34 protein-coding genes and 1 tRNA gene are annotated in these 23,556 nt (G+C 62.3%); 4 read left to right on the forward strand and 31 right to left on the reverse strand.

Annotation, left to right across the window (positions count from 1 at the left end; translation table 11 throughout):
- Positions 1-33 precede the first annotated feature (33 nt).
- The 30 genes from dsbD to RTQ83_RS11430 form a co-directional block, all read right to left on the reverse strand.
- A complete protein-coding gene (gene dsbD, locus RTQ83_RS11285; RefSeq protein ID WP_312514404.1) occupies positions 34-1,866 on the reverse strand; it encodes a protein-disulfide reductase DsbD in 1,833 nt (610 codons plus the stop codon).
- A 132-nt stretch (positions 1,867-1,998) separates the two neighbouring features.
- Entirely contained in the window at positions 1,999-2,394 is a 396-nt protein-coding gene (gene rplQ / locus RTQ83_RS11290; RefSeq protein WP_005663400.1) for a 50S ribosomal protein L17, read from the reverse strand.
- 182 nt (positions 2,395-2,576) lie between these two features.
- Positions 2,577-3,554, reverse strand: coding sequence for a DNA-directed RNA polymerase subunit alpha (locus RTQ83_RS11295; protein WP_005663401.1), 978 nt, complete (start codon positions 3,552-3,554; stop codon positions 2,577-2,579).
- Positions 3,555-3,801: 247 nt separating this feature from the next.
- Positions 3,802-4,425 carry a 30S ribosomal protein S4 gene (gene rpsD / locus RTQ83_RS11300; RefSeq protein WP_312514406.1) on the reverse strand — a complete coding sequence of 208 codons (624 nt, stop codon included), beginning with the start codon at positions 4,423-4,425 and terminating at the stop codon, positions 3,802-3,804.
- Between the two features lie 262 nt (positions 4,426-4,687).
- Positions 4,688-5,092, reverse strand: a complete 405-nt coding sequence (gene rpsK, locus RTQ83_RS11305) for a 30S ribosomal protein S11 (RefSeq protein ID WP_005663404.1) — start codon at positions 5,090-5,092, stop codon at positions 4,688-4,690.
- Between the two features lie 16 nt (positions 5,093-5,108).
- Positions 5,109-5,474, reverse strand: a complete 366-nt coding sequence (gene rpsM, locus RTQ83_RS11310; protein ID WP_020655696.1) for a 30S ribosomal protein S13 — start codon at positions 5,472-5,474, stop codon at positions 5,109-5,111.
- 14 nt (positions 5,475-5,488) lie between these two features.
- Positions 5,489-5,602 (reverse strand): 50S ribosomal protein L36, encoded by a 114-nt coding sequence (gene rpmJ / locus RTQ83_RS11315; protein WP_005663407.1) that lies wholly within the window; start codon positions 5,600-5,602, stop codon positions 5,489-5,491.
- Between the two features lie 38 nt (positions 5,603-5,640).
- Complete coding sequence (gene infA, locus RTQ83_RS11320; protein WP_005663428.1) at positions 5,641-5,859, reverse strand: translation initiation factor IF-1; 219 nt, start codon at positions 5,857-5,859, stop codon at positions 5,641-5,643.
- Between the two features lie 21 nt (positions 5,860-5,880).
- Entirely contained in the window at positions 5,881-7,215 is a 1,335-nt protein-coding gene (secY, locus tag RTQ83_RS11325) for a preprotein translocase subunit SecY (protein ID WP_290420445.1), read from the reverse strand.
- A gap of 28 nt (positions 7,216-7,243) precedes the next feature.
- Positions 7,244-7,675 carry a 50S ribosomal protein L15 gene (rplO, locus tag RTQ83_RS11330; RefSeq protein ID WP_290420446.1) on the reverse strand — a complete coding sequence of 144 codons (432 nt, stop codon included), beginning with the start codon at positions 7,673-7,675 and terminating at the stop codon, positions 7,244-7,246.
- A 28-nt stretch (positions 7,676-7,703) separates the two neighbouring features.
- A complete protein-coding gene (gene rpmD / locus RTQ83_RS11335) occupies positions 7,704-7,883 on the reverse strand; it encodes a 50S ribosomal protein L30 (protein ID WP_005663436.1) in 180 nt (59 codons plus the stop codon).
- Positions 7,884-7,894: 11 nt separating this feature from the next.
- Positions 7,895-8,413, reverse strand: coding sequence for a 30S ribosomal protein S5 (rpsE, locus tag RTQ83_RS11340; RefSeq protein ID WP_005663437.1), 519 nt, complete (start codon positions 8,411-8,413; stop codon positions 7,895-7,897).
- 12 nt (positions 8,414-8,425) lie between these two features.
- A complete protein-coding gene (rplR, locus tag RTQ83_RS11345; RefSeq protein ID WP_123069946.1) occupies positions 8,426-8,788 on the reverse strand; it encodes a 50S ribosomal protein L18 in 363 nt (120 codons plus the stop codon).
- 11 nt (positions 8,789-8,799) lie between these two features.
- Positions 8,800-9,333: a 50S ribosomal protein L6 gene (rplF, locus tag RTQ83_RS11350; RefSeq protein WP_312514417.1), complete on the reverse strand. Its 534-nt coding sequence runs from the start codon at positions 9,331-9,333 to the stop codon at positions 8,800-8,802.
- Positions 9,334-9,343: 10 nt separating this feature from the next.
- A complete protein-coding gene (gene rpsH / locus RTQ83_RS11355; RefSeq protein WP_290420451.1) occupies positions 9,344-9,739 on the reverse strand; it encodes a 30S ribosomal protein S8 in 396 nt (131 codons plus the stop codon).
- A 14-nt stretch (positions 9,740-9,753) separates the two neighbouring features.
- Positions 9,754-10,059 carry a 30S ribosomal protein S14 gene (gene rpsN, locus RTQ83_RS11360; RefSeq protein ID WP_005663444.1) on the reverse strand — a complete coding sequence of 102 codons (306 nt, stop codon included), beginning with the start codon at positions 10,057-10,059 and terminating at the stop codon, positions 9,754-9,756.
- A gap of 4 nt (positions 10,060-10,063) precedes the next feature.
- The gene (gene rplE, locus RTQ83_RS11365) at positions 10,064-10,603 is read right to left on the reverse strand and encodes a 50S ribosomal protein L5 (RefSeq protein WP_312514419.1); all 540 of its coding nucleotides are present in this window, start codon (positions 10,601-10,603) and stop codon (positions 10,064-10,066) included.
- A gap of 6 nt (positions 10,604-10,609) precedes the next feature.
- Positions 10,610-10,924, reverse strand: coding sequence for a 50S ribosomal protein L24 (rplX, locus tag RTQ83_RS11370; protein WP_027867252.1), 315 nt, complete (start codon positions 10,922-10,924; stop codon positions 10,610-10,612).
- Positions 10,925-10,933: 9 nt separating this feature from the next.
- Positions 10,934-11,302, reverse strand: a complete 369-nt coding sequence (gene rplN / locus RTQ83_RS11375) for a 50S ribosomal protein L14 (RefSeq protein ID WP_005663451.1) — start codon at positions 11,300-11,302, stop codon at positions 10,934-10,936.
- A 238-nt stretch (positions 11,303-11,540) separates the two neighbouring features.
- Positions 11,541-11,813, reverse strand: a complete 273-nt coding sequence (rpsQ, locus tag RTQ83_RS11380) for a 30S ribosomal protein S17 (protein ID WP_005663453.1) — start codon at positions 11,811-11,813, stop codon at positions 11,541-11,543.
- Positions 11,810-12,001, reverse strand: a complete 192-nt coding sequence (gene rpmC / locus RTQ83_RS11385; RefSeq protein ID WP_005663455.1) for a 50S ribosomal protein L29 — start codon at positions 11,999-12,001, stop codon at positions 11,810-11,812. Before rpmC ends, rpsQ begins: the two co-directional genes overlap by 4 nt.
- A 12-nt stretch (positions 12,002-12,013) precedes the next feature.
- On the reverse strand, positions 12,014-12,433 hold the full coding sequence (gene rplP, locus RTQ83_RS11390; protein ID WP_005663456.1) for a 50S ribosomal protein L16: 420 nt from the start codon (positions 12,431-12,433) through the stop codon (positions 12,014-12,016).
- Between the two features lie 3 nt (positions 12,434-12,436).
- Positions 12,437-13,231: a 30S ribosomal protein S3 gene (gene rpsC / locus RTQ83_RS11395; RefSeq protein ID WP_312514425.1), complete on the reverse strand. Its 795-nt coding sequence runs from the start codon at positions 13,229-13,231 to the stop codon at positions 12,437-12,439.
- Between the two features lie 10 nt (positions 13,232-13,241).
- The gene (gene rplV, locus RTQ83_RS11400) at positions 13,242-13,574 is read right to left on the reverse strand and encodes a 50S ribosomal protein L22 (protein WP_170976705.1); all 333 of its coding nucleotides are present in this window, start codon (positions 13,572-13,574) and stop codon (positions 13,242-13,244) included.
- The gene (gene rpsS, locus RTQ83_RS11405) at positions 13,571-13,846 is read right to left on the reverse strand and encodes a 30S ribosomal protein S19 (RefSeq protein ID WP_005663463.1); all 276 of its coding nucleotides are present in this window, start codon (positions 13,844-13,846) and stop codon (positions 13,571-13,573) included. Before rpsS ends, rplV begins: the two co-directional genes overlap by 4 nt.
- 9 nt (positions 13,847-13,855) lie before the next feature.
- Positions 13,856-14,683, reverse strand: coding sequence for a 50S ribosomal protein L2 (rplB, locus tag RTQ83_RS11410; protein WP_312514427.1), 828 nt, complete (start codon positions 14,681-14,683; stop codon positions 13,856-13,858).
- Positions 14,683-15,000: a 50S ribosomal protein L23 gene (gene rplW, locus RTQ83_RS11415; RefSeq protein WP_312514429.1), complete on the reverse strand. Its 318-nt coding sequence runs from the start codon at positions 14,998-15,000 to the stop codon at positions 14,683-14,685. Before rplW ends, rplB begins: the two co-directional genes overlap by 1 nt.
- The gene (gene rplD, locus RTQ83_RS11420; protein ID WP_290420457.1) at positions 14,997-15,617 is read right to left on the reverse strand and encodes a 50S ribosomal protein L4; all 621 of its coding nucleotides are present in this window, start codon (positions 15,615-15,617) and stop codon (positions 14,997-14,999) included. The genes rplW and rplD overlap by 4 nt, the downstream gene beginning before the upstream one ends.
- A gap of 2 nt (positions 15,618-15,619) precedes the next feature.
- On the reverse strand, positions 15,620-16,276 hold the full coding sequence (rplC, locus tag RTQ83_RS11425; protein WP_290420458.1) for a 50S ribosomal protein L3: 657 nt from the start codon (positions 16,274-16,276) through the stop codon (positions 15,620-15,622).
- Positions 16,277-16,554: 278 nt separating this feature from the next.
- Positions 16,555-16,631 (reverse strand) — tRNA-Val (locus tag RTQ83_RS11430).
- Positions 16,632-17,006: 375 nt separating this feature from the next.
- On the opposite strand from RTQ83_RS11430, the gene ggpS reads away from it, so the two are divergent.
- The 3 genes from ggpS to RTQ83_RS11445 are packed head-to-tail and all read left to right on the forward strand — an operon-like array spanning position 17,007 to position 21,433.
- Positions 17,007-19,313 (forward strand): glucosylglycerol-phosphate synthase, encoded by a 2,307-nt coding sequence (ggpS, locus tag RTQ83_RS11435; protein ID WP_312514434.1) that lies wholly within the window; start codon positions 17,007-17,009, stop codon positions 19,311-19,313.
- Between the two features lie 54 nt (positions 19,314-19,367).
- On the forward strand, positions 19,368-20,486 hold the full coding sequence (locus tag RTQ83_RS11440; RefSeq protein WP_312514436.1) for a mechanosensitive ion channel family protein: 1,119 nt from the start codon (positions 19,368-19,370) through the stop codon (positions 20,484-20,486).
- 44 nt (positions 20,487-20,530) lie between these two features.
- Complete coding sequence (locus tag RTQ83_RS11445; protein ID WP_312514438.1) at positions 20,531-21,433, forward strand: AraC family transcriptional regulator; 903 nt, start codon at positions 20,531-20,533, stop codon at positions 21,431-21,433.
- 4 nt (positions 21,434-21,437) lie between these two features.
- On the opposite strand, the gene RTQ83_RS11450 is transcribed toward RTQ83_RS11445, so the two are convergent.
- Positions 21,438-22,190 carry an SDR family oxidoreductase gene (locus RTQ83_RS11450; RefSeq protein WP_312514440.1) on the reverse strand — a complete coding sequence of 251 codons (753 nt, stop codon included), beginning with the start codon at positions 22,188-22,190 and terminating at the stop codon, positions 21,438-21,440.
- 179 nt (positions 22,191-22,369) lie between these two features.
- Between RTQ83_RS11450 and RTQ83_RS11455 the strand changes: the two genes are divergently transcribed.
- On the forward strand, positions 22,370-23,500 hold the full coding sequence (locus RTQ83_RS11455; RefSeq protein ID WP_312514442.1) for an epoxide hydrolase: 1,131 nt from the start codon (positions 22,370-22,372) through the stop codon (positions 23,498-23,500).
- Positions 23,501-23,556: the final 56 nt, after the last annotated feature.

Genomic DNA, 23,556 nt, shown 5'->3' on the forward strand with positions numbered 1-23,556 from the left:
ACCGCCGTGGGGTTGGCAGCTTCGCTGCCAACCCTACTCCAAACGCTGCAACGAATTCAGGAACTTCTCCGCATTCTGGTAGCCGATCACCCGGCTATCCGCGATCTCCTTCCCCTGGGCGTCGAACAGGATGATGCCCGGCGGCCCGAACAGGCCGAAGCGCTTGAGCATCGCCTTGTCCTCGGCATCGTTCGCCGTCACATCCACCTGCAGCAGCACCGTCTCGGCCAGCCGTGCCTGCACGGCCGGATCGACGAAGGTGAACTTCTCCATCTCCTTGCACGACACGCACCAGTCGGCGTAGAAGTCGAGCATCACGGTCTTGCCGCTGTTGGCGGCCAACGCCGCGTCGAGCTGGTCGACGGTCTTGATGCGGGTGAAGCTCAAACCATGCTGCTGCGTGCCGCTCAGGTGCGCCAGCGGCGCCAGGGCGTCGCGCCCGCCGCTGGCCACGCCGACCAGCTGCATCGCCCCCAGCAGCGCGAAGGCAGCACCGGCCGCCATCGCCGCCCACCAGCGCGTCTGGCGCAGCAGATAGAAGCCGTGGCCGAGCAGCAGCGCGGCCCACAGCAGCATCGCGGCTGCAGCCGGAATCACCGGCGACACCAGCCAGATCGCCATCGCCAGCATCAGGACACCGAACAGGCGCTTGACCGACTCCATCCAGGCACCCGCGCGCGGCAGCAGCGAGCCGGCCGACAGGCCCACCAGCAGCAGCGGGATGCTCATCCCGATCGCCATCGAGAACAGCGCCGCGCCGCCGATGAACACGTCGCGCGTCTGGCTGATGTAGACCAGCGCGCCGGCCAGCGGCGCGGCCACGCACGGGCCCACGATCAGGGCCGAGATCGCGCCCATCGCGAACACGCCGGCGAGTTTACCGCCCTGCTGGCGGTTCGACGCGGCGCTCAAACGGGTCTGCAAGGTGTTAGGCAGTTGTAACTGATAGAAACCGAACATCGACAGCGCCATGGCCACGATCAGCAGCGCGACCGTGCCCAGCACCCAGGGATTCTGGAGTGCCGCGGCTAGGCCCTCGCCGGCCAGGCCCGCAGCCACGCCCAGCAGCGTGTAGACGATCGCCATGCCGAGCGAATACGCGAGCGACAGCACGAAGCCGCGCGCGCGTGTCACGCTGCCCTCGCCGACGATGATCGAGGACAGGATCGGCACCATCGGCAGCACGCACGGCGTGAACGCCAGGCCCAGGCCAAGCAGGATGAAGGCGGGAACGATGGCCAGCAGGCTGCCGCCGCCGAGCAGACCGGCGATGCCGGCCATGTCGGATGCGGGTGCGGATGGCGCGGCGGGAGCGGACGTGACCGGCGTGGCGGGTGCGCGGTCGACCTGCGGCGTCGACGACAACGGCGACGATTGCAGCGCGCCCTGCCCAATCGGCAATGCCGGCGCGGCATCGGCGCCGCCCGCGCCCAGGGCCACGCTGTGATCCTGCGGCGGATAGCACAGGCCGGCGTCGGCGCAGCCCTGGCTGGTGGCGACCAGCGTGAATGGACCGCTGCCCTCGACCGGAATGCGGATCGTCAGCCGGCCTTTATAGGTCTCGACATCCTTCTCGAAGGTCTGGTCGTACTTGACCTTGCCCGGCGGGATCTGCGGCTCGCCGAGGGTGACGCCGGCGCCGGTTGCCTTGAACGCGAAGCGCTCGCGGTACATGTAGTAGCCGTCGGCGATCGTATAGCTGACCTCGGCCGTCTGCGGGTCCGTCATGCGCGCCTCGAAGCGGAAGGCGACGGCGGGATCGAGGAAGTCTTCGGCGGCGCGGCCCGGTGCGGCCAGGAGGGAAGCGAAGACGGCGAACAGCAGCAGGCAGGCCTGCATCAGGCGACGGGCGGAGAATCGGTGCATGGGTGTCTGGTGGTTATCAAGCGCATCGGCATGGTACACCGGCCCGGCATGTCGTGTTGGAACGATGACAGCTGCGACAGGCGAAAAAAAACCAGGCCGAAGCCTGGTTTTTTTCAAGTACTGACCCGTCGATTACTCGGCGGTCGGTGCTTCTTCAGCCGAAGTGACTTCCGGACGGTCCAGCAGTTCGACGTAAGCCATCGGTGCATTGTCGCCAACGCGGAAACCCATTTTCAGGATACGCAGGTAGCCACCGTTACGGTTGGCGTAGCGTGGGCCCAGTTCAGCGAACAGCTTCTGGACCATTTCGCGGTCGCGCAGGCGAGCGAAGGCCAGGCGCTTGTTTGCCAGGGTGTCGGTCTTGCCCAGGGTCAGGATCGGCTCGATGACGCGGCGCAGTTCCTTAGCTTTAGGCACGGTGGTTTTGATGGCTTCATGACGCAGCAGGGAGACGGTCATGTTGCGCAGCATTGCCAGGCGGTGGGACGAAGTACGGTTCAGCTTGCGAAGGCCGTGACGGTGACGCATGGTATTTCCTTTCGGGTGTTTTCAAATCCAGTTCTTCGATCGTCCGTGTTTTGAGGCACGTCCGCGGACCGGTTCAGTTTAGGTTTTTACTGCGGTTTTATCTTCCAAAAAGGATCTGGCTCTGCCAGTCCTTTTTGGCTGATTCCACCCAAAAGTAGGTGTGTACTTTCGGGTGAATATTCTTACTTTTCCAGACCAGCAGGCGGCCAGTTTTCCAGCTTCATGCCCAGGGTCAGACCACGGGAAGCCAGGACTTCCTTGATCTCGTTCAGCGACTTGCGGCCCAGGTTCGGGGTCTTCAGCAGTTCGTTCTCCGAACGCTGGATCAGGTCGCCGATGTAGTAGATGTTTTCTGCTTTCAGGCAGTTTGCCGAACGGACGGTCAGTTCCAGGTCGTCGACCGGACGCAGCAGGATCGGATCGACCAGCGGAGCGCGCGACGGCGCTTCGGCGGCGGCTTCGGTGCCTTCCAGGGCGGCGAACACGTTCAGCTGGTCAACCAGGACGCGGGCCGACTGGCGGATCGCTTCTTCCGGGGTGATGACGCCGTTGGTCTCGATGTTGATGATCAGCTTGTCCAGGTCGGTACGCTGTTCGACACGTGCCGATTCCACTGCGTACGACACGCGGCGCACTGGCGAGAACGAAGCGTCCAGGATGATGCGGCCGATGGTCTTGTTGGTGTCTTCCGACAGGCGACGCACGTTACCAGGAACGTAGCCGCGGCCCTTCTCGACCTTGATCTGCATGTCCAGCTTGCCGCCGGCGGTCAGGTGAGCGATCACGTGATCCGGGTTGATCAGCTCGACGTCGTGCGGCAGGTCGATGTCCGATGCCAGGACGGCGCCTTCGCCTTCCTTCTTCAGGGTCAGAGTGACGGAATCGCGGTTGTGGACTTTGAAGACCACGCCCTTCAGGTTCAGCAGCAGGTCGACGACGTCTTCCTGCACGCCATCGAGCGACGAGTATTCATGCACGACACCGGCGATGGTCACTTCGGTCGGGGCGTAGCCCACCATCGACGACAGCAGCACGCGGCGCAGCGCGTTGCCCAGGGTGTGGCCATAACCACGCTCGAACGGCTCCATCACGACTTTCGCGTGGCCGGCGCCCAGTGCTTCGACGTCGATGATACGTGGCTTCAACAAACTATTTTGCATGAACGTAGTCCTTTTCAATACCCTCGGCTCGTTACACCGATAAGGCTGATGGCTTTAAAGAGAACGCCTGCATCAGCAGGCGGTAAAACGAATTCTGTGCGGCGGGAGTGCCTGGGTGCCGAGACTCGCTGCGGAGCCAACCCGGGGTTGCTGCATCCGCACCACCACTCCCGCCGTTTCCGCAAAGACCGTAAAGATCCGGCGGAGAAGACGAAAAGGGAACGGCAAGCCGTCCCCTTCGCATCCATTAACGCGAGTACAGTTCGACGATCAGCGCTTCGTTGACGTCAGCAGCGATTTCGTTACGCTCTGGGAACGAACGGAAGGTGCCTTCCAGCTTCTTCGCATCGACCGAGACCCAGCTCGGGAAGCCGACTTGCTCGGCCAGCGACAGCGCTTCAGCGATACGCACTTGCTTCTTGGCCTTTTCGCGCACGGCGATGACGTCGCCGGTCTTGACCTGGTACGACGCGATGTTCACGACGTTGCCGTTCACGGTGAAGGCCTTGTGGCTCACCAGCTGACGCGCTTCAGCGCGGGTCGAGCCGAAGCCCATGCGGTAAGCGACGTTGTCGAGACGCGCTTCCAGCAGCTTCAGCAGGGTTTCGCCGGTGTTGCCCTTGCGGCGCGACGCTTCAGCGAAGTAGCGGCGGAACTGGCGCTCCAGCACGCCGTAGATACGCTTGACCTTCTGCTTTTCGCGCAGCTGGTTGCCGTAGTCCGAGGTGCGGGCACCCGATTTCACGCCGTGCTGGCCTGGCTTGACGTCCAGTTTGCACTTCGAATCGAGCGAGCGGCGTGCGCTCTTCAGGAACAGGTCAGTGCCTTCACGGCGTGCCAGTTTTGCTTTTGGTCCGATATAACGTGCCACGTTAGATTTCCTTTAATATTTGATCACGCCCCAGCGATGCATGAGCGAACCCCATGCACCCAGGCGCTAGTCCAGCTCTGCAATCGAGGCCGGACGTGGCTTACAACAGCGCCCGCCATCGAGATGGCAGGCGACAAGAGCCGGGCAGTATAACCCATTTCTGGGCAACTGCACCGGCATTCTCTTGAAACACAACAGGGCTTGCGCCCGATGCGTCGTGATCCAGACACAGGCGGGTGGTTACCCACCCTGCCCTGACGTCTTAGATACGGCGACGCTTCGGCGGACGGCAGCCGTTGTGTGGAACTGGGGTGACGTCCTGGATCTCGGTGATCTTGATGCCGAGGTTGTTCAGAGCGCGCACAGCCGATTCACGGCCTGGGCCTGGGCCCTTGATACGCACTTCCAGGTTCTTCACGCCCGATTCCTGAGCGACCTTGCCTGCAGCTTCGGCAGCGACCTGAGCCGCGAACGGGGTCGATTTACGCGAACCCTTGAAGCCGGCGCCGCCGGAAGTTGCCCACGACAGAGCATTGCCCTGACGGTCGGTGATGGTGATGATCGTGTTGTTGAACGATGCGTGCACGTGGGCGATGCCCTCGGCGACGTTCTTCTTCACTTTCTTGCGCACACGTGCTGCTGCTGCGCTGCTTTGTTGCTTGGCCATAGGTCAGGTTCCTAGATTATTTCTTGAGCGATTGAGCTGCCTTGCGCGGACCTTTACGGGTACGAGCATTGGTGCGGGTACGCTGACCGCGGACCGGCAGGCCCTTGCGGTGACGCATGCCGCGGTAGCAACCCAGGTCCATCAGACGCTTGATGTTCATGGACAGTTCGCGGCGCAGGTCGCCTTCCACGACAAACTTCGCGACTTCGTCACGCAGCTTCTCGAGTTCGTTATCGTCCAGGTCCTTGACCTTTTTGTTGGTCGGGATACCGGTTGCATCGCAGATCTTCTGCGAACGCGGACGGCCAACACCGTAGATAGCCGTCAGGCCGATAACGGTGTGCTGATGATTTGGGATGTTAACCCCTGCAATACGTGCCATTCGTTATTCCTCGATTAACCTTGACGCTGCTTGTGACGCGGCTCGACGCAGATCACACGGACCACGCCCTTGCGCTTGATGATCTTGCAGTTGCGGCAGATCCGCTTGACTGAAGCGTTAACTTTCATTTTGCACTCTCTTCGGTTCGTTTACTTGATGATGTTTTTTACTTGGTGCGGAACACGATGCGGGCCCGGGACAGGTCGTACGGGGTCAGTTCCACCGTCACCTTGTCACCCGGGAGGATGCGGATGTAATTCATCCGCATTTTACCCGAGATATGCCCCAGAACAACATGCCCGTTTTCCAGCTTCACGCGGAACGTCGCGTTCGGGAGATTCTCCAGAATCTCCCCCTGCATTTGGATGACGTCGTCTTTTGCCATTCGCTCTATGCACTCCCCCGCTTATCGCGAAGGAATTCCACCCTTGAAGTTAGCCTTGCGCAGCAGCGAATCATATTGCTGCGACATGACGTAGTTCTGCACTTGTGCCATGAAGTCCATCGTCACCACCACGATGATCAGGAGCGACGTGCCACCGAAGTAGAAAGGAACTTTCCACTGGGCGGTCATGAACTCCGGCACCAGGCACACCAGGGTGATATAGACTGCACCGGCCAGGGTCAGGCGCATCAGGATCTTGTCGATGTAGCGTGCGGTCTGCTCGCCCGGACGGATGCCCGGAACAAACGCGCCGCTCTTCTTCAAGTTGTCCGCCGTTTCCTTGCTGTTGAATACCAGCGCGGTGTAGAAGAAGCAGAAGAACACGATCGCCACCGCATACAGCAACGCGTGGATCGGCTCGCCTGGTGCCATCGACGCCGCCAGGTCCTTCAGGAAGCCGATGACCGGTCCCGAAGAATCCTTGCCGCGCGTGAACCAGTCGACGATCGTCGCCGGGAACAGGATGATCGACGAAGCGAAGATCGGCGGGATCACGCCTGCCATGTTCAGCTTCAAGGGCAGGTGGCTGGTTTGGCCACCATAGATCTTGTTGCCGACCTGACGCTTGGCGTAGTTCACCAGGATCTTGCGCTGTCCGCGTTCCACGAACACCACCGCATACGTCACCGCAGCCACCAGGACCACGATCAGGATGGCCGAGAAGCTGCCGATCGAACCGTTCGAGACCAGGGTGAACAAGCCGCCCAGGGCCGAAGGCAGACCTGCTGCGATACCGGCAAAGATGATGATCGAAATACCGTTACCAAGACCACGCTCGGTGATCTGCTCGCCCAGCCACATCAGGAACATGGTGCCGGTCAGGAGGGTCACGATGGTCACGAAGCGGAAGCCCAGGCCCGGGTCGATGACCAGGTTGGGTTGCGCCTCGAGCGCGACAGCGATGCCGAACGCCTGGAACAGAGCCAGCGCAACCGTCAGGTAACGGGTGTACTGGGTGATCTTGCGGCGGCCGGCTTCGCCCTCTTTCTTCAGTGCCTCGAGTTGCGGCGAGACGATCGATCCAAGCTGCATGATGATCGAAGCCGAAATGTAAGGCATGATGCCGAGCGCGAACACGGTAAAGCGGGACAGGGCGCCGCCCGAGAACATGTTGAACATGCCCAGGATGCCGCCCTCGTTCTGCTTGAACAGCGCAGCGAGCTGCACCGGGTCAATCCCGGGAACCGGGATGTGAGCACCGATGCGGTACACGACCAATGCGCCAAGCAAAAACCACAGCCGGCCCCAGGGGAATCCGGAAGCGGCGCTTTTACCAAGTTGTGAATTAGTCGCCAATTTTTGCTCCGATCAGGCAGCGGCCGCTTTACGCGACCGAGCCGCCAGCTGCTTCGATCGCCGCTTTCGCGCCGGCGGTCGCTTTCAGGCCCTTGAGGGTCACCGCTTTGGTGATCTCGCCGGACAGGATGACGCGCACGTCGCGTGCCACGACCGGCAGGATACCTGCCTGCTTCAGAACCAGGATGTCGATTTCGCCGACGGCCAGGTTGTTCAGGTCGGACAGGCGCACTTCAGCCTTGAACGATGCGTTCAGCGACTTGAAGCCGCGCTTCGGCAGACGACGCTGCAGAGGCATCTGACCGCCTTCGAAGCCGACTTTGTGGAAGCCGCCCGAACGCGATTTCTGACCCTTGTGGCCACGACCAGCGGTCTTGCCCAGGCCCGAGCCGATGCCGCGACCGACGCGACGCTTGGCGTGTTTCGCGCCTTCAGCTGGTTGAATGGTATTGAGTTCCATTGATTTCTCCGTTCGCAAGCCCGAGGGCTTACGACACAACTTTCACGAGGTACGCGACTTTGTTGATCATGCCACGCACGGCTGGGGTGTCTTGCAGCTCGGAGACCGAGTTGACGCGACGCAGGCCCAGGCCACGCACGGTGGCGCGGTGGTCTTGACGGGTACCGATCAGGCCCTTGACGAGCTGAACTTTAACGGTGTTTGCCATGTTAATTCCCCTTAACCGACGATGTCTTCGACCGACTTGCCGCGCTTGGCAGCGATGTCAGCCGCGGTGCTCATCTTCGACAGGCCGTCGAGAGTTGCGCGCACCAGGTTGTACGGGTTCGACGAACCGGTCGACTTGGCGACCACGTCGGTCACGCCCATCACTTCGAAGATAGCGCGCATTGCGCCACCAGCGATCACGCCGGTACCAGGCTTGGCCGGCATCATCATCACGCGCGAGGCGCCGTGGCGGCCCGACACGGTGTGGTGCAGGGTACCGTTCTTGAGAGGCACCTTGATCAGGTTGCGGCGGGCTTCTTCCATCGCTTTTTGCACGCCGACTGGAACTTCCTTCGACTTGCCTTTGCCCATGCCGATGCGGCCATCGCCGTCACCGACAACGGTCAGCGCTGCAAAACCCATGATACGACCACCCTTGACCACTTTGGTCACGCGGTTGATCGCGATCATTTTTTCGCGCATGCCATCATCCGGCTTGTCGCTTGCCATTTTCGCTTGCATTTTTGCCATGACGATTCTTCCTTAGAACTTCAGACCGGCTTCGCGCGCGGCTTCCGCCAGCGCCTTCACACGACCGTGGTAACGGAAACCCGAGCGATCGAACGCGACTTCGGTGATTCCTGCTTTCAGTGCTTTTTCTGCGACGCGCTTGCCGACCAGAGCAGCTGCTGCAGCGTTGCCGCCGGCGCCGGTCTGACCTGCCAGTTCGGCGCGCACTTCTGCTTCCAGGGTCGAAGCCGACACCAGTACTTTTGCGTCCGGGCTGATCAGGTTCGCGTAGATGTGCAGGTTGGTGCGGTGAACCGACAGACGGTTCACGCCCAGCTGGGCAATCTTGATACGGGTCTGACGGCCACGACGCAGACGGGATTGTTTCTTGTCCATGTCTGCTCCGATTATTTCTTCTTGGTTTCTTTAAGCTTGACCACTTCGTCCGAATAACGGACGCCCTTGCCCTTGTATGGCTCAGGAGCGCGGTAAGCACGCACTTCGGCGGCGACCTGACCGACCTTTTGACGATCGATACCCTTGATCAGGATTTCGGTCGGGGTCGGGGTCACTGCGGTGACGCCTTCAGGCATCGCGTGCAGCACCGGGTGCGAGAAGCCCAGCGACAGGTTCAGGGCGTTGCCCTGCACTGCTGCCTTGTAACCCACGCCGACCAGGTTCAGCTTCTTCTCGAAGCCCTTGGTGACGCCGGTGACCATGTTGTTGACCAGGGCGCGCAGGGTGCCCGACATGGCGTTCGATTCACGCGAATCGTCGATCACGTCGAAGGTCAGCGTGCCATTGTTGTTTTCCACTTTGACCAGGCCGTTCAGGGCTTGGGTCAGGGTGCCCAGCGGGCCCTTGACGGTGATCGACGACGCGTTGATCGCGACTTCGGCACCGGCAGGGACGGCGATTGGCATCTTAGCTACTCGAGACATCGTCTACTCCTTAAGCCACGTAGCAAATCACTTCGCCACCGACGCCGGTAGCACGTGCTTTGCGGTCAGTCATGACGCCTTGCGGGGTCGAGACGATTGCCACGCCCAGGCCGTTCATGACGGTTGGGATCTCGTCCTTGCCCTTGTAGATACGCAGGCCTGGACGGGAAACGCGCTCGAGGCGCTCGATGACCGGACGGCCAGTGTAATACTTCAAACCGATTTTCAGTTCCGATTTGCCGCCTTCCGACGACACTGCGAAATCTTCAATGTAACCCTCGTCCTTCAGGACGTTGGCAATGGCAACCTTGACTTTCGACGACGGCATTGCGACCGAGGTTTTCTGAACAACTTGTGCGTTGCGAATGCGGGTCAGCATATCGGCGATAGGATCGCTCATACTCATTGCTTATTCTCCTATTACCAGCTAGCTTTGGTCATACCCGGAATTTCGCCCTTCATGGCGAATTCGCGGAGTTTGGTACGGGCCAGACCGAATTTACGGAAAGTGCCACGTGGACGGCCGGTCATGGCGCAGCGGTTACGCTGGCGGGTCGGGGCCGAGTTGCGCGGCAGAGCCTGCAGCTTCAGGCGCGCTTCGTAACGTTCTTCTTCCGACTTCGACTGGTCGTCGATGATTGCTTTCAGAGCTGCACGCTTTGCGGCGAATTTCTCCACCAGGTCTGCACGCTTCTGTTCGCGGTTAATCAGTGCAAGTTTTGCCATGCTCTTAGTTCCTGAACGGGAATTTGAAGGCGGCGAGCAGCGCTTTGGCTTCTTCGTCGGTCTTAGCAGTCGTGGTGATCGAGATGTTCATGCCACGCAGCGCATCGATCTTGTCGTAGTCGATCTCTGGGAAGATGATCTGCTCTTTGACACCGATGTTGTAGTTGCCACGACCATCGAACGATTTGCCGTTGACGCCACGGAAGTCACGCACGCGCGGCAGGGCCACGGTGATGAAACGATCCAGGAATTCGTACATGCGGGCGCCGCGCAGGGTCACCATCGTGCCGATCGGGTAGCCTTCGCGGATCTTGAAACCTGCGATTGCCTTGCGTGCCTTGGTGACCACTGGCTTCTGGCCTGCGATCTTGGTCAGGTCGCCGGTTGCGTGCTCGATGATCTTCTTGTCGGCGACTGCTTCCGACAGACCCATGTTCAGGGTGATCTTGGTCAGGCGCGGCACTTCCATCACCGACTTGTAGCCGAATTTCTCGGTCAGTTCAGCGACGATCTTGTCTTTGTAAATTGCTTGGAGACGGGCCATTTATTCTTACCCCTTCACTACTTCGCCGTTCGACTTGAAGACGCGGACTTTTTTGCCGTCCTGGTCTTTGAAGCCTACGCGGTCTGCCTTGCCGGTCGCAGCGTTGAACAACGCGACGTTCGACACGTGAATCGGCATGGTCTTGTCGACGATACCACCAGTAACACCGGTCATCGGGTTCGGCTTGGTCGCTTTCTTAGCGACGTTGACGCCTTCGACGATGACGTGTTCAGCGTCTACACGCTTCTGAACGACGCCACGCTTGCCCTTGTCCTTACCGGCCAGAACGATGACTTCGTCGTTTTTACGAATCTTATCCATGTCGAATCCTTACAGAACTTCAGGTGCCAGCGACACGATCTTCATGAACTTCTCGGTACGCAGTTCGCGCGTCACCGGTCCGAAGATACGGGTGCCGATCGGCTCCAGCTTGGCGTTCAGCAGCACGGCGGCATTGCCGTCGAACTTGACCAGGGAACCATCCTGGCGGCGCACACCCTTGGCGGTACGCACGACCACGGCGTTGTAAATTTCACCTTTCTTGACGCGACCACGTGGGGCTGCGACTTTCACGGTGACCTTGATGATGTCGCCAATGCTCGCGTAACGGCGCTTCGAGCCGCCCAACACCTTGATGCACAGAACTTCCTTGGCACCGGTGTTGTCGGCTACTTCGAGCCGGCTTTCGGTTTGAATCATAGTATTTTCTTTCCCAACTTAAGCCGTAGAAAACCCCACGGAAACCCATGGGCCTGCGGTCAGTCTTGGTCCCGCCGTACCGCCCCTGCTGGAGCAATACGATTGGGTGATTGGACTTTCCAATAACGCATTCGTTACAGGCCGCACTTGCCGAGGGGACAAACTGCGGCAACACATGAACGAAGCCCGCTAGTATCTCAGATACCAGCGGGCCACGCAAGACAAATTTTCTAGATACTTACAGTACCTGTGCGACTTGCAACACTTTGGTCACAGTCCACGCCTTCGTCTTCGAGATCGGGCGACCTTCTGCGATCTCGACGGTGTCACCGATTTTCGCTTCGTTCGCTTCGTCGTGCGCGTGATACTTGTTCGAGCGCACGATGATCTTGCCGTACAGCGGGTGCTTGACGTGACGTTCGATCAGCACGGTCACCGTCTTGTCCATTTTGTCGGACACGACTTTGCCGACCAGCGTACGCTTCAGCGCCGTTTTAGTGGTGTCGTTCATTTGGCTTCCTTCTGGTTCATCACAGTCTTCACACGCGCGATATCGCGACGTACTTTCTTCAGCTGCGCGGTGTTACCGAGCTGCTGGGTAGCGACTTGCATGCGCAGGCCGAACTGGGCCTTCAGCAGCTCGTTCAGCTCCTTTTGCAGCGCTTCCTGGTCCTTGCCGCGGAGTTCCGATGCTTTCATATTCAACTCCTGTTATTGGCCGACTTGACGGACCACGAAAGTGGTAGCCAGTGGCAGTTTGGCAGCGGCCAGGCGGAACGCTTCGCGCGCCAGTTCTTCAGCAACGCCGTCCATCTCGTACAGGACTTTGCCTGGCTGGATTTCAGCGACGTAGTACTCCGGGTTACCCTTACCGTTACCCATACGGACTTCGGCCGGCTTGTTCGAAATCGGCTTGTCCGGGAAGATACGGATCCAGATACGACCGCCACGCTTGATGTGACGGGTCATGGCACGACGAGCCGCTTCGATCTGGCGTGCGGTGATACGGCCGCGGGCAACTGCCTTCAGACCGAATTCGCCGAACGAGACCGCGGTGCCGCGGGTGTGCGAAATGCCGGTGTTACGGCCTTTCTGCTCTTTACGATACTTCCTGCGCGATGGCTGCAGCATCTTTTATTCTCCTGCTTTCTCGGCCGGCTTGGCAGCGGCGCGACGACCTGCTGGAGCGGCTCCTGGTTTGGCGCCTGGGCGCGGACGGCTGCCCGGCTTGCCGTCGTCACGGCGTGGGCCGCGTGGCTTCTTCTCGTCCGGCGGGACGTCGATGACAGGTGCTTCACCGGTCGGCGAACGGTCGCCCTTGTAGACCCAGACCTTGACACCGATGATGCCGTAGGTGGTCGAGGCTTCGCTGGTGCCGTAGTCGATATCGGCGCGCAGGGTGTGCAGAGGCACACGGCCTTCGCGGTACCATTCGGTACGTGCGATTTCGATGCCGTTCAGGCGGCCCGACGACATGATCTTGATGCCGACGGCGCCCAGGCGCATTGCATTTTGCATCGCGCGCTTCATGGCGCGACGGAACATGATGCGCTTTTCCAGCTGCTGCGAGATCGAATCGGCGATCAGCTGCGAGTCGATTTCCGGCTTGCGGATCTCTTCGATATTGACGTGCACCGGCACGCCCATGATCTTGGTCAGCGACGACTTCAGCACTTCGATGTCTTCGCCTTTTTTACCGATCACGACACCTGGACGCGACGAGTAAATGGTGAAGCGTGCGTTCTTGGCAGGACGCTCGATGACGATGCGGCCGACCGAAGCGTTCTTCAGCTTCTTTTTCAGGAAAGCGCGCGCTTCCAGGTCTTCCTTCAGCATTTCGGCGAAGTTGCCGTTGCCAGCGTACCAACGCGATGCCCAGTTACGGGTGACCGCCAGGCGGAAGCCGGTTGGGTGGATTTTCTGACCCATCGTATGCCCCTTAGTTACCGACAGTCACGTAGACGTGACAGGATTGTTTCGAAATGCGATCGCCGCGGCCCTTCGCACGTGCGGTGAAGCGCTTCAGGATCGGGCCCTTTTCGACGTAGATCTGAACGACCTTCAGTTCGTCGATGTCCGCGCCATCGTTGTGCTCTGCATTGGCGATTGCCGATTCCAGAACCTTCTTGATGATGGTCGCGCCCTTTTTCGGGCTGAACTGCAGAATGTTGAGTGCTGCGTCAACTTTCTTGCCGCGGATCAGGTCGGCGACCAGGCGGCCTTTTTGTTCCGACAGGCGCACGCCTTTGAGGATTGCTTTAGTTTCCATTATCGTTTCGCCTTCTTGTCAGCGGCGTGGCCCTTGAACGTACGGGTCAGCGCGAATTCGCCGAGCTTGTGGCCGACCATGTTCTCCGACACGTACACAGGCACGTGCACTTTACCGTTGTGGACGGCGATCGTCAGACCGATGAAGTCCGGGGTGATCGTCGAGCGGCGCGACCAGGTTTTGACTGGCTTCTTGTCTTTGGTCGCTTGCGCGGCTTCGACTTTTTTCACCAGGTGGGCGTCAATGAACGGCCCTTTTTTCAATGAACGAGTCATGATTTATCCTTATTTCTTGCCGCGGCGCGAGACGATCATCGACGAAGTGCGCTTGTTCGAACGCGTCTTCTTGCCCTTGGTCTGCTGGCCCCATGGCGACACTGGATGACGACCAGCTGCCGTACGGCCTTCACCACCACCGTGCGGGTGATCGATCGGGTTCATGACCACACCGCGGACGGTAGGACGAACACCGCGCCAGCGCATCGCACCGGCCTTACCGATCTTGCGCAGGCTGTGTTCGGCATTGCCGACTTCGCCCACGGTCGCGCGGCACTCGATGTGCACGCGACGGACTTCACCCGAGCGCAGGCGAACCTGGGCGTAGGTACCTTCACGGGCCATCAGCACGACGCCGGCGCCGGCGGTACGGGCCATCTGGGCACCCTTACCTGGCAGCATTTCGACGCAGTTCATCACGGTACCGACCGGGATGTTGCGGATTGGCAGGCAGTTACCGGCCTTGATCGGTGCTTCCGCGCCGTTCATGATGGTGTCGCCGACCGACAGACCCTTGGTGGCGATGATGTATTGACGCTCGCCGTCCGCGTAGCACAGCAGTGCGATGTGCGCGGTACGGTTCGGGTCGTATTCGATACGCTCGACCTTGGCAGGAATGCCGTCCTTCTGGCGCTTGAAGTCGACCAGACGGTAGTGCTGCTTGTGACCACCGCCCTTGTGACGGGTGGTGATGTGGCCGTTGTTGTTACGGCCGGCAGTTTTCGATTTCTTTTCAACCAGGGCTGCGAACGGACGGCCTTTGAACAGGCCCTCGGTCACAACTTTCACCATGCCGCGACGGCCTGGGGAGGTTGGCTTCATCTTAACGAGTGCCATTATTTAGCCTCCTCGACAAAATTGATTTCCTGGCCTGGCTTCAGGCACACGAAAGCACGCTTGGTGTGGTTGCGACGGCCGTTGAAACGACCCGAACGCTTCTGCTTGCCTTCGCGGTTCACGGTTTGCACCGATTCCACTTCGACCTTGAACAGCAGTTCGACGGCAGCCTTGATTTCTGGCTTGGTCGCGTCAGGCATGACCTTGAACACGATCTGCTCGTTCTTTTCCGCGACGAAGGTAGCCTTCTCGGAAATGATCGGAGCCAGCAGCACCTTCATCAGGCGCTCTTCGCTGAATTTGATTGCGGCGCTCATGCGTACATCTCCTCGATCTTGGCCAGAGCAGCTTTCGTGACCAGGACTTTTTTGTAGAACACCAGCGACATCGGATCAGCGTGCTTCGGCTCGACGACCAGCACGTGCGGCAGGTTGCGCGATGCCAGTTCCAGGTTCTCATCGATGGTGTCGGTGATCACCAGGACCGATTCCAGGCCCATGCTCTGCAGCTTTTGCGACAGCAGCTTGGTCTTTGGAGCTTCGATCGACAGGTTCTCGACCACGTTCAGGCGGTCTTCGCGGGCCAGTTGCGAGAAGATCGAGCAGATACCTGCACGGAACATCTTCTTGTTAACTTTGTGCGAGAAGTTCTCGTCCGGGGTGTTCGGGAAGATACGACCACCGCCGCGCCACAGAGGCGACGACGACATACCAGCACGAGCGCGGCCGGTACCTTTCTGGCGCCATGGCTTCTTGGTCGTGTGGTGGACTTCTTCACGGTCCTTCTGCTTGCGGTTGCCGCTACGTGCGTTGGCAGCGTAGGCGACGACGATCTGGTGAATCAGGGCTTCGTTGTATTCACGACCGAACACTTCGTCGGTTGCTGCAACGTTGGCGCCAGCTTGACCTTGCTCATTCAGGAGCTTCAGTTCCATGCTTACGCTCCTTTCTTGGCTTTGGTTTTGACAGCTGGCTTGACGACCACTTGGCCGTTCTTCGCGCCAGGAACGGCACCCTTGATCAGCAGCAGCTGACGTTCGGTGTCGATGCGAGCCACTTCCAGGTTCTGGGTGGTGACGGTAACGTCGCCCATGTGACCGGTCATGCGCTTGCCTGGGAACACGCGGCCTGGATCCTGGGCCATACCGATCGAGCCAGGAACGTTGTGCGAACGCGAGTTACCGTGGGTCTGGCGACCCGAGGCGAAGTTGTGACGCTTGATGGTACCGGCGTAGCCCTTACCGATCGAGGTGCCTTGCACGTCGATTTTCTGGCCCACTTCGAACATCGAAGCATCGATGGTGTCGCCGGCTTTGAGTTCGGCGGCTTTGGTGGAATCGATGCGGAATTCTTTCAGCATCGTACCGGCTTCGACGCCAGCTTTGGCGTAGTGACCGGCAGCGGCCTTGTTCACGCGGGAAGCGCGACGCTGACCGTAGACGACCTGAACTGCAGTGTAGCCATCAGTTTCAGGGGTTTTGACTTGTGCGACACGGTTGTTCGACACGTCCAGCACAGTGACAGGGATCGAATCGCCGTCATCCGTGAAGATACGCATCATGCCAACCTTGCGACCGAGAAGGCCCAGGCTCATTTTTTCTCCATTCCCACCTACGATTGGGCGGGGGTAGTTGAACTACTAAAAAAGTACAGACGGAAAAAGACGTGTCCATACCGAAGCCGGCTAGTATAGCGCGCAAACGGCAACGGCGCAACAGGAAAAATCGGGGATGAAACCGGCCTGTTGCGCTTTTCGCAGTATCTGGAGAAAGAAGAAATCCGTTCGAGCTGAACGGCACAGAAAAGGCACACCGCTGCGCCTTTTCTCTGCAGGCTACGACCATTGCTAGGAGCCTGCGACATATGGAAGTCTGGTGGGCGGTGCAGGATTCGAACCTGCGACCCCTTGGATGTCGACCAAGTATTCTAACCAGCTGAACTAACCGCCCGGGGAGCCGAATTATACGAGGGCTTCTTAAAGTTTTGCAATAGCTTTTTTCACCGGTGCATCGATTTGTGGCTCGCACTCCCCCACCCTTCTACGGAAGCGCTGGCGAATCGCGGGTTGTCGATGCCGCCATGAAATGCTATTGTACAAATCTATTTCGAGGGCGACCGGCGTCGCGCGCACCTGGCGCACGTGATCTCCGGCATCCATGCCGGCGCCATCCACCCTCTTCCGCCGGCGACCGCCGATGCGCATCTCCGATGTGCTCCGTCGCCTCCTCCGGTCCGCGCGCCTCCCCGGCGACCTGCGCAGACCCAGACCCGGTCCGCCGCCTCACCCAACGGCAATGGCGGACGCATCGCTGTAAAGGATGAGCATGACAGTTATCACCTCCGACCGCTGGCCGCGCCAGCTGGACCCTGCGCGCCTGGTACTGGCTACCGACCTCGACGGCACCCTGCTGGCTGGCACCCACGAGGCGCGGCGCCGCGTGCGCGAGCTGTTTTCCGGCGTCCTGCCGGAGGCGAAGCTGGTGTTCGTCACCGGCCGCGGCCTGGAGACCGTGATTCCCCTGCTCAGCGACCCGACCGTGCCGCGTCCGCACTACATCATCGCCGACGTCGGCGCCACCATCGTCGACGCCGACCTGCGCCCGGTCGAGCCGCTGGCGCACGAGGTTGCCGCCACCTGGCCCGGCAGCCAGGCGGTGCTGCGCGCATTGGCCGGCTTTCCCGGCCTGGTGCGCCAGAGCGTGCCGCAGGAACGGCGCTGTTCGTTCTATGCCAGCGAAGAAGCGCTCACGCCCGAATTGAAGCAGGCGGTCGACGCCCTCGGCTGCGACCTGCTGTTCTCGGCCGGGCGCTACCTGGACGTGCTGCCGCGCGGCGTCGGCAAGGGCGTGGCGGTGCGGCGCCTGGCCGAAGTCGCCGGTTTCGATCCGGCCCATATCGTGGTGGCCGGCGACACCCTGAACGACCTGTCGATGTTCGAAGCAGGTCTGCGCGGGGCGGTGGTCGGCGCCGCCGAACCGGCGCTGGTGGAAGCGGTGCGGAAAATGCCGCGCGTGGTGGTGGCCGACGCCGCCGGCTGTGGCGGCATCCTGGAAGCGTTCGAGCGCTTCGGCCTGCGCTGCGGCGCCGCGGCCGCGCCGGAACAGGCGGTGTCGTACGGCGAGGCCGAGCTGGTGATGGTGTATCACCGCCTGCCGTACGACGAAGTGATCGAGGGCGGCGTCACGCTGCAGCGCCGTCCGAAAAGCCCGAACGGCATCATGCCGACCCTGCTCAGCTTTTTCGCGGGCGGGCGCAAGGGGTCGTGGGTGGCGTGGTCGCAGCAGGACAGCCGCGCACCCGCGCTCTTTCAGTCCCACCTGCCGGTCGACCCGCAGCGCTATCCGCGCCTGAAGGCGGCGCGCGTGGCGCTCACGGCGGACGACGTCGACCAGTTCTACAAGAAGTTCTCGAAAGAGGCGTTCTGGCCGATCATCTTCTCCTTCCCCGACAAGGCCGAATTCCGCCAGGACCACTGGGAGCGCTTCCTTGAAGTCAACCGCCTGTTCGCCGAGCAGACCGCGCGCGAAGCGGCGCCCGGCGCCACCGCCTGGATCCACGACTACAACCTGTGGATGGTGCCGGCCTTCTTGCGTCCGCTGCGGCCCGATCTGAAGATCGCCTTCTTCCACCACACCGCGTTCCCGTCGTCGGACGTGTTCAACATCCTGCCATGGAGGCGCGACATCATCGGCAGCCTGCTGCAATGCGACTACGTGGGCTTTCACATCCCGCGCTACGTCGAGAACTTCGTCGACGCCGCGCGCTCGTGCGCGCCGGTGCAGGCGATCGACAGCATGCCGTGCGCGCCGCGCTTTCTCACCTTCGGCTGCGCGCTCGGCGTGGATCACATGACCACGGCGCTCGAAGTGGGCGGACGCCGGGTGGCGCTGGGCGCGCATCCGGTCGGCACCAACGTCGATCTGATCGACCAGCTGGTGGGGAGCAGCGACGTGCAGCGCCAGATCGCGGAGCTGGACGGCTACCTGGCCGGGCGCACCGGCATCGTCTCGATCGAGCGCCTGGATTACGTCAAAGGCTCGCTCGAGAAACTGCAGGCCTACGAGCGCATGCTCGAGCAGCATCCCGAACTGCTGGGCAAGGTCACCCTGCTCAACATCATCACGCCGGCGGCATCGGGCATGGAGATCTACGACAGCCTGCGCGAAGAGCTGGACCGCACCGTGGGCCGCATCAACGGGCGCTTCTCGACGCTGGACTGGGTGCCGGTGCGCTACTTCTACCGCTCGCTGCCGTTCGAGGAAGTGGTGGCGCACTACGCCGCCTGCGGCATCGCCTGGATCACGCCGCTGCGCGACGGGCTGAACCTGGTGGCCAAGGAGTACGTGGCCGCGTGCCATGCCGCCCGGCGGCCTGGCGTGCTGGTGCTGTCCGAATTCGCCGGCGCGGCGGTCGAGCTGCACGGCGCGCTCTTGGTCAATCCCTATGACGCGAATGCCATGAGCGCCACGCTGTACCAGGCGCTGACCATGGGCGCGGACGAAGTGGCGTACCGCGCCGGGCGCATGGCGATGATCGTCAATGAGCACGACGTGGCGCGCTGGGGCGACGGGTTCCTGGCGGCGCTGGAGGAAGCGGACGGCATTCCGCTGGACGAGCGCTCCGCGGCGTAAACCGGACCCTACGCATTTATTTTTTGTAATCGACTGAAAGGACTTGAACGAGGCATGGATTACACCATCCTGGGCAACACGACCGCCGACTGGCTGGTCGCACTGGTCACGGCACTGGCCGTGGCGGTCGGGCTGGACGCCCTGAAATCGATCCTGGTGCGGCGCCTGACGATCCTCGCCGCCCGCACCGAGACCAAACTCGACGATATCGCGGTCGCCGCGCTGCGCTCGACCAAATTCGTGGTGCTGGCCATCGTCGGCATCTACGCCGGCGCCAGCCTGCTGGTGCTGCCGGACCGGGTGCAGCTGTTCATCGGCCGCGCCGCCATCGTCGCCACCCTGGTGCAGATCGCGATCTGGGGTGACCATGCGCTGCGCACCTGGCTCGCCGCCACCCGCGCCCAGAGTAGCAGCGTGGACCCGGACCGCATCACCTCCTCGGCCGCGATCACCTTCCTGGTGCGCGTCGCGCTATGGGCCATCGTGGCGCTGATGGTGCTCGATAACCTGGGCGTGAACATCACCACCCTGGTGGCCAGTCTCGGTATCGGCGGTATCGCCATCGCGCTGGCGGTGCAGAGCATCCTGGGCGATTTGTTCGCGTCGCTGTCGATCGTGCTCGACAAGCCGTTCGTGGTGGGCGACTTCATCATCGTCGACAAGATGCTCGGCACGGTCGAAAAGATCGGCCTGAAGACTACCCGCGTGCGCAGCCTGGGCGGCGAGCAGATCGTGTTCTCGAATAACGACCTGCTGAAAAGCCGCATCCAGAACCTGCGCCGCATGGAGTCGCGCCGCATCGTGTTCGGCTTCGGCGTGTCGCACCTGACGCCGGCGCCAGTGCTGCGCGAGCTGCCCGAGATGATCAAGGAGATCGTGCTGGCCCAGCCGCAGGTGCGCTTCGACCGCGCCCACCTGAACGGCATCGCGGCGCCGACCTTCAACTTCGAGGTGGTGTACTACGTCGACAATACCGACTACACGGTCTACATGAACGTGCAGCAGGAGATCTACCTGTCCCTGATCGCAGGGCTGGAAGCACGCGGCGTGGCGCTGGCGCTGCCGGTGCAGACCGTGCACCTGGCGCGCGCTGTACAGGGGCAAGGGCAAGGGCAGGGGCAGGCGCAGCCCGATGCGACGACGTGGAGCGAGACCGACGCCAGGGCGGCGTAAGCGCCGGCATCCGGTTTCCATGACCGTGGATTACACTGGCGGTCATGGAAACCACGCTTCTCGGCGCCGTGCTGCGCCATGCGAACGCTCACGCCGACGGCGACGGCATCGCGCCGACCGCCATCCGAGGCTTGACGGCGATCCGTTCGACCGTCCGCACCACCCTGGCCTATCAGGTCCAGCGTCCGCTTGCCTGCCTGGTTCTGCAGGGCAGCAAGCACGTGCCGATGGGCGGACAATCGTTCATCTTCCGCGCCGGCGATTCGCTCCTGATCATGGCCGACGTGCCGACCGCCAGCCAGATCGTCGAGGCCAGCAGCGCCGTGCCGTATTGTTCGCTGGTGCTGGACCTCGATCCGGCCATCATCGCCGCACTGGCCGCCGAGATGGCGGCGCTGGATGAGCCGCCGGATAGCGGCGACAACGCCCCGGTGCGCCTGGAACCGACCGATGCCCACGTCGCCGATGCCGCCCTGCGCTTGATGCGCCTGATCGAGCGGCCGGCGTCGATTCCGCTCCTGAAGGACGCGCTGTTGCGCGAACTGCACTACTGGCTGCTGACCGGGCGCCATGGCGCGGCGATCCGGCGCCTGGGCCTGCCCGACAGCCATGTGCGCCGCATCGGCCGCGCCATCGCGCTCCTGAAGGCCGGCTATGCCGGGCGCCTGCCGGTGGGCCAGCTGGCCGATGCCGCCGGCATGAGTCCTTCTTCCTTTCACGCGCACTTCCGCGCCGTGACTTCGCTCACGCCGCTGCAGTTCCAGAAGCAGCTGCGCTTGATCGAAGCGCGCCGTTTAATGCTGGCCGAAGGCGCCGGCGCCGCACCCGCGGCGCACGCGGTCGGCTACGAGAGCGTTCAGCAGTTCACGCGCGAGTACGGGCGCCTGTTCGGCATGCCGCCGGTGCGCGATGTGGCCGCGCTGCACGGGCGCCTGGCCACGGCCTGAAGCCTCAGATGGTCTGCCCGCCCGAGACTTCGATGCGCTGGCCGTTGATCCAGCGGTTGTCCTCGCCCAGCAGGCCGGCGATCATCGGGCCGATATCGTCCGGCACCCCGACCCGTCCCAGCGCCGTCATGCCGGCGAAGACGGCGTTCAGGTCCGGCATGTCGCGCACCGCGCCGCCCAGGAAATCGGTCTCGATTGCACCCGGCGCCACCGTGTTCACGGCAATGCCGCGCGCGCCCAGCTCCCTGGCCAGGTACACGCTCAGCACCTCGACCGCGCCCTTGACCGCCGCGTAGGCGCCGAAGCCCGGATACGACACGCGCGTCAGCCCGCTCGACAGGTTGACGATACGCCCGCCGTTGGCCAGCAGCGGCAGCAAGGCCTGGGTCAGGAAGAACACGCCCTTGAAGTGGACGTCGACCAGGCGGTCGAACTGCGCCACGGTGGTCTCTTCGATGGAAGCCATGTCGCCGTGGCCGGCATTGTTGACCAGGTGGTCGAAGCTGCTGCGCCCCCACTCGCCCAGCGCCGCGCGCAGGTGCTCGGCAAACAGCGGGAAGCCGGCCACGTCGCCGACATCGAGCCGCAGCGCCAGCGCCCGCCGTCCCATGGCGCGGATCTCGCCGACCACCGCTTCGGCCTCCTGGGCGCGGCTTTGGTAGGTGACGATCACGTCGCCGCCGCGGCGGGCGATGTGCAGTGCGGTGTTGCGGCCCAGGCCGCGGCTGGCGCCGGTAACGAGTGCGATTTTTGTCATGCCGTTCTCCTTGTGGGTTGGTAGTGCACCCAGTATCGGAGCGGCGGCCTGCCTGCAGTTGCCGGAAGCTGGCGGCTCTTTGCCCGATCCTCCAAACAGGCTCCGCGGACCCGGGCGCCACGACACTGCCGGGCGCATTACCATCGATTGCTCCCCTTACTACTACGCCGGAGCCTTCCGTGGACATCGAACCATTCAGCATCGCCATTCCCGAGGCCGACCTGGCCGACCTGCACGAGCGCCTGGCGCGCACCCGCCTCGCTCCCGGCCTCCCCGGCCAGGGCTGGAGCGAAGGCACCGATCCCGACTACCTGGAGCGGCTGCTGGCACACTGGCGGCACGGCTTCGACTGGCGCGCGGTCGAAGCGCGCCTGAACCGGCTGCCGCAATACCGCGCCCGCATCGACGAGCACACGATCCACTTCGTGCACCAGCCGGGCAGCGGTCCCGATCCGCTGCCGCTGGTGATCACCCACGGCTGGCCCGGCTCCTTCATCGAGATGGAAGCCATCATCCCCCTGCTGGCCGATCCCGGCGCCCACGGCGGCGACCCGGCCGACAGCTTCCACGTGGTGGCGCCGTCGCTGCCCGGCTACGGTTTCTCGTCCAGGCCCGCGCACAAGGGCATCGGTCCGTATGAAACGGCCGGCCTGTGGAAGACGCTGATGGAAGGCCTGGGCTATCCGCGCTTCGGCGCCCAGGGCGGCGACATCGGCGCCGGCGTCAGCGCCTGGCTCGGCCAGCGCTTCCCGGAGCAGATCGCCGGCATGCACCTGAACATGATACCCGGCTCGCTGCGCCCGCCGGGGCTGGACCGGCGCGAGCCCACCCAGGAAGAACAGGACTACCTGCGCCGCATGGCCGAATTCCAGGACAAGGAAGGCGCCTACGCCCACCAGCAATCGACCAAGCCGCACACGCTGGCGGCCGGCCTGTACGATTCGCCGGCCGGCCTGGCGGCCTGGATCGCCGAGAAGTTCCATACCTGGACCGACCGGGATGTCGACTTCGACACCCTGCTAACCAATATCAGCCTGTACTGGTTCACCGGCACCATCGGCTCGTCGTTTCGCATGTACGTCGAAAGCCGCGCGCGGCCGATGGCGCCGCAGGAAGCGGTCAAGCCGCCGCTCGGCGTGGCCCTGTTCCCGGGCGAGATCGCGATGCCGCCGCGCAGCTGGGTCGAGCGCTGCTTCGACCTGCGGCGCTGGGAGCAGATGCCGGCGGGCGGCCACTTCGCCGCGCTGGAGCAGCCGGCGCTGCTGGCCGAAGAGATCCGCGCCTTCTTCCGGCCTCTGCGTGGCCGATAAAACCACGTGCGCCGCCGATGTAAGGACGTACCAACGTCTTAAGGAAACGCGGGTTT

Origin of the sequence: Massilia sp. (assembly GCF_031995545.1) — a bacterium.
In the GTDB taxonomy this organism is placed as follows: domain Bacteria; phylum Pseudomonadota; class Gammaproteobacteria; order Burkholderiales; family Burkholderiaceae_D; genus Telluria.